Raw genomic sequence first — 5,129 nt, 5'->3', positions numbered from 1 at the left:
TTCCTCGGTGGGGGTGGTGGGGGGTGTGGGGCGGCGGTGGTGCGCGCGAAGGGTGGTGGGGCTGGGTACGCCCGTGGTCCGTCGCGGTGCGGCCGACCGCCGTGAAGGGCGAGTGACCGGCCGGTGAGCGGAAACCTACGAACGCGCGCACCCGGAGGACCATCCGGGTGCGCGCATCTACGGACACCTATTTATTTCCGAACGGGCCGCACCGGTCAGAAGGTCAGCCGGAAGGCGTCGATGTATCCGGTGTCCTGGGCGGAGGTGTCCTGGACCTTCAGCTTCCAGGTGCCGTTGGCCGTCTCGCCGGAGGCGTCGACGGTGTAGGTGGTGCGCACGTCGTCCGCAGAGTCCGTACCGCTGCGGTCCTTCAGCCGGTACGCCGTCCCGTCCGGCGCCACCAGGTCGACGACCAGGTCGCCGCGGTAGGTGTGGACGATGTCCACGCCGACCTTGAGCGCGGCCGGGGCGTTGCCGGTGCGTCCGGAGACGTCGACGGCCGAGGTGACGGCGGCGCCGTTGTCCGGGACGGCGACGTCGGCGGTGTTCTCGAAGACCGTTCCGGCGGGCGGCGCGGTCGTTCCGGCGGACAGCGTCCAGACCGCGTGGGCGGCGGCGTCGCTGTTGCGGTCCAGAGCGGTGTCGTCGATGTTCGCGGTGGTGTCGCACGAGGAGTGGTAGCAGCGGTCGAAGGACTGGCCGGAGGTGCCGCCCCACTTCTGGGCCTGGGCGGCGGTCTTCTTGCTGCTCGCTCCGGTGAACAGGCCGCCGACCGGTATGCCGGCGCTCTTGAACGGGGCGTGGTCGGAGCGGCCGTCGCCCTCCGTCTCGATCTCCGTCTGGATGCCGAGCCCGGCGAAGTAGTCCTTGAAGGTCTTCTCGATGACCGGGTCGTCGTCGTAGACGAAGTAGCCCGGGTTGGGCGAGCCGATCATGTCGAAGTTCAGGTAGCCCTTGATCTTCGAACGCTCGGTCGTCGGCAGGTTGTTGACGTAGTGCTTCGAGCCGACGAGGCCCAGCTCCTCGGCGCCCCACCAGGCGAACCGCAGGTGCTTGGCGGGCTTGTACTGGGCGCGGGAGACGGCGAGGGCGGTCTCCAGGACCGCGGCGCTGCCGGAGCCGTTGTCGTTGATGCCTGCGCCCTCGGTCACCGAGTCGAGGTGGGCGCCCGCGAACAGGACCTGGTCGGGGCTGCCGCCGGGCCAGTCGGCGATGAGGTTGTAGCCGGTGGCGCCGTTGGAGGTGAACTGCTGGACCGTGGTGGTGAACCCGGCCGCGTCCAGCTTGGCCTTCACGTAGTCGACGGACGCCTTGTGGCCGGGGCGGCCGTGGGCGCGGTTGCCGCCGTTGTCCGCGGCGATCTTCGAGAACTGGGTCAGGTGGGCCTTGACGTTGGTGAGCGAGAGGTCGGGCGCTGCGAGCGCGGTGGTGACGGCGGCCGGAGCGTGGGCGTCCGGGAGGGCCGGTACCGCCTGGACGCCGGGAGCGAAGGCCGTGACGACCAGGCCCGCGGCCAGAGCGACGGTGGACGACATCCGCAGAGAGGAGGGAAGGGACATAGAAAAGCTCCGTTTGGGGGTGCGGAGGTATGAGGGCGCGGCCCGAAGGAGGAAGGCCGTCACAGTGCTGCCGGGTGCCGGCCGCTGGCGGAACCAGAGACCAGCCGGCACCCGGGTCGTGCACAGAGATGCTTGGTGGAGCGGGCGGGGTCAGCCCTTGACGTTGACGCCGGTCCAGGCGGCCTTCACGGCCGCGACCTCGGTGCTGTTCGCGCCGTAGAGGTCAGTGGCGGCCTGGATGGTGCCCTTGCGGGCCGCCGCGTAGTTGGTCGTGGAGGTGAAGTACGAGGTCAGGGCCTTGTACCAGATCTTCACGGCCTTGTCCCGGCCGATGCCGGTGACGGCGGAGCCGTCCTTGGTGCGGCTCTCGTGCTGGACGTCGTTGATCTTCTTGGCGCCGCTGCCCTCGGAGAGGAGGTAGAAGAAGTGGTTGGCGACGCCGGAGGAGTGGTGGACGTCGAGGTTCTTGGTGTTCGCGTCCCAGTAGTCGGCCGACTTGCCGTCCCGGCTGGGGGTGTCCTGGTAGCGCAGCGGCTTGCCGTTGCCGAAGTAGTCGATCTTCTCGCCCAGGAAGTAGTCGCCCTTGTCGGCGGGGTTGGCGGCGCTGAACTCGATGGCGGTGCCGAAGATGTCGGAGGTCGCCTCGTTCAGCCCTCCCGACTCGCCCGCGTAGACGAGGCGCGCGGTGGCGTCGGTGACGCCGTGGGTGAACTCGTGGCCGGCCACGTCGAGCTGCGTGAGGGGGTGCTTCCCGTCCGCGCCGTCGCCGTAGTAGATGGAGAAGGTGTCGTCGTCGTAGTAGGCGTTGGCGTGCTTGACGCCGTAGTGGACGTAGGAGGTGGGCGCCTCGCCGTCGTTCCTGATGCCGTCGCGCCCCAGGACGTTCTTGTAGAAGTCGTTGGTCTTGGCGAAGCCGTGGGCGGCGTCGACGGCGGCGGTCTGCCGGGTGGTCGCGGTCCCGTCGCCCCAGACGTCGTCGGAGTCCGTGAAGAGCGTGCCCGGGCCGCTCTGCTTGTTGTTGAGGTCCACCGTGCGGTGGTTGCCGCGGGTGCCGTCGACGAGCTGGTAGCCGGTCGTGGTGCGGGTGCTGACCAGGTCCACCTTGCCGCTGTACTGGCTGGTGTCGTCGGCGACGTTGTGGATCGCCTGGTACTCGGAGAGCTTCTCGCCGGTGACGGCGTCGGTGATGACGTGCAGACGGCTGGGGGTGCCGTCCTCCTGCACGCCGCCGACGACGGTCTCGTAGGCGAGGACGGGCGTGCCGCCCGCCGCCCAGACGACCTTGCGCGGCGCCTTGTCCGCGCTGACGACGGGCTTCTCGACGTCGGCGGCCGCGGCCGCCTTCACCGCGGCCTTCTCGGCGGCGCCCGGCGTCAGCTTCGGCGTCAGGGAACCGATCGCGAGGGAGCGGTCGGTGGCCCGGGTCACGCCCTTGACCGCCCCGTTGCCCGCGCGGTGGACGATCAGGTCGCCGCCGAGCACGGGCAGTCCGGCGTAGGTCCGGTCGTAACGGGTGTGCGTGGTGCCGTCCGCGTCCTTGACGACATCGCGGACGACCAGCTTCTCCTTGCCGTCGAGCCCCAGGGCCGAGGCCGTGCCCGCCGGCGAGGCGTCCGGTGCCGCGGCCCGGGGGGCGGCGCCCGCGACGGCCGTACCGCCGGCGGCCAGCAGTGCCACCACGACGGCGGTGGCGCTGCCGGTCAGCGCGAGGCTTTTGCGGGATATGGAAGAAGACACGTGTGCTCCCATGCGTACAAGTGGGGGGTGGAGAGGCGTCAACAACGCCTGGAACCAAGGTTCTTGACCTCGGTTCGAGAAGAAGTTAGCCACACTTGCAGGGGCATGTCACCCGTCATCTGTCCGGATTGCGGGGTGAAGCGGCAAAACTGCCGGGGTTGTTCACGCGGCTGCAAGGAAAATAACAAGGGTGAGCACCGCAGGGGTGTTGATGTGAATTGCGGAACCCCTCCGGCGGAAAGGTCGTCGCGCGAAAGGCGTGCCACTCGGCAAGGCGGGCGAACGCCTTGCAGCCTCCCGCGCCCGAACGGTGTCGGAGAAAGGCGTGTGGCCGTGCGTCCGACGGTGGAGTCCTTGTCGACGATCGTGTCGGGAGGTGCCGGACGGAGGGGGCCGGCGGCGTGGTGAGGGCGCGGGCGGGGCCCCGTTACGCCCCGGAAGGTTGATTGCGTATCCGTGGATCCGGCTCTCCGGATGTTCGGGAGCGCGACAGGACCATAGGTTCAGGTGTCGGCCAACCGGACTTGCGGAAGTCGTGCAGCGGATGCGTGAGATCTGCCGAGCCTCGGTTGGCCGGCCCTGTGCACGGGCGTGCGGAAAGAGCTGTGCGCGCCGCTTTCGGGCAGTCCCGGCCAGACAGCACCGCGCCCTGCTTTCTCGGCAGTCGGCCGGGCGTGCTCCGCGGCACGCCTTCCCTCCGAAAGCTCTTCCGCGCGCCCGGGCACGCACGCCCGTCGAATGCCGGGACAAATGCGTGCGACCACTCGCTTAATCCGCGCCGTCCACCGCCATCGATTTGCGCCGTGCGACCTTCCGGATTTCGAGTGAGGAGGAACGGAGGAAATCCCGTTCCGTGTCTGTGTTCTTACGTCGCCGTCTTGGTACGGTACGGGAATCGACCCGCGCGGACCGGTGATCCGGGCAAAGACGCGGAATGCGTTTCGCTTGGGTCCCGCCGCAGGGGCGGCGCGGACTCCGCGCTGCCCCGACGCGCCAGCGGCGAGAGGCCCCGGCGAGGCGTCGGACGCGGTGCCTCCGGGCCGCCCGGAGGAAGGAGAGCGAGGATGACGGCGTGATCGAGGCGCGTGGTTCCGCTCTGCGGCCCCTGGCACGCGCCCTCGCCGGCGAGCGCGCCGAACCGGTGCTGCTGTTCGTCGAAGGCGTTGCCGGCGAGGGAAAGAGCCACCTGCTTCAGGAACTGGCCGACCTGCCCGGGACGGCGGACACGGTCCGCGTGTGGTGGCGCTGCGGAGCCAACGGCAGGCCGCCGGACGAGGAAGAGCACCGCCGGACACCGACCCTCTGGCTGGTGGACGACGTCCATCTGGCGGACGAGGACGAGCTGCGGCGGCTGCGCCGGGTCCTGGAGTGCCTGGGGCGGGGCTCGGCGGCCGCCGTGACCTGTCGCCCCGAGGAACTCCCCGTGCCCGGCCTGCCGTTGGGCGGCCCGCCGATGGCGTACCCGTCCCGGCTTACCGTGCTCCGGCACCGGCTGGTGCCCTGGGACGAGGAACGCGTCCGCCGGGCCGCCGCGGAGGCGCTGGGCGGGAACTGCACGCCCGAGGCGGTGCGCAGGCTGCGCGAACTCACCGGCGGGGTGCCCCGGGTGGTCGTCGACCTCCTCGCCGTACTGAGGGAACAGCGGCCGCCGTTCACCGGCACGGCAGCCGAGGTGGAGGCGGCCGGCGTGCCGGCCCGGCTCGCGGAGCTGGTGCTGAGCCGTACGCACGCGCTGTCCCCGGCGCACCGGCCGGTGGTCTGGGCGGCCGCCGTCCTCGACGGGCCCGTCGGCCGCGACGAGCTGATCGCGGTGTCGGGGCTCGGAACCGCGAC

General features: G+C 70.6%; 2 protein-coding genes and 1 pseudogene. 1 reads left to right on the top strand and 2 read right to left on the bottom strand.

Annotation, left to right across the window (positions count from 1 at the left end):
- Positions 1–215: 215 nt before the first annotated feature.
- Both ACIP5O_RS36845 and ACIP5O_RS36840 read right to left on the bottom strand, forming a co-directional pair.
- Complete coding sequence (locus tag ACIP5O_RS36845) at positions 216–1,559, bottom strand: M28 family metallopeptidase (protein ID WP_401302231.1); 1,344 nt, start codon at positions 1,557–1,559, stop codon at positions 216–218.
- A gap of 150 nt (positions 1,560–1,709) precedes the next feature.
- On the bottom strand, positions 1,710–3,308 hold the full coding sequence (locus tag ACIP5O_RS36840; protein WP_401302228.1) for a M4 family metallopeptidase: 1,599 nt from the start codon (positions 3,306–3,308) through the stop codon (positions 1,710–1,712).
- 1,060 nt (positions 3,309–4,368) lie between these two features.
- Between ACIP5O_RS36840 and ACIP5O_RS36835 the strand changes: the two are divergent.
- Positions 4,369–5,129 (top strand): annotated as a pseudogene (locus tag ACIP5O_RS36835) (helix-turn-helix transcriptional regulator); the annotation flags it as partial.

The sequence above is a fragment of the Streptomyces sp. NPDC088915 genome, assembly GCF_044749825.1.
Taxonomy (GTDB): Bacteria; Actinomycetota; Actinomycetes; order Streptomycetales; family Streptomycetaceae; genus Streptomyces.
This window is presented reverse-complemented; position numbering and strand designations above follow the sequence as displayed.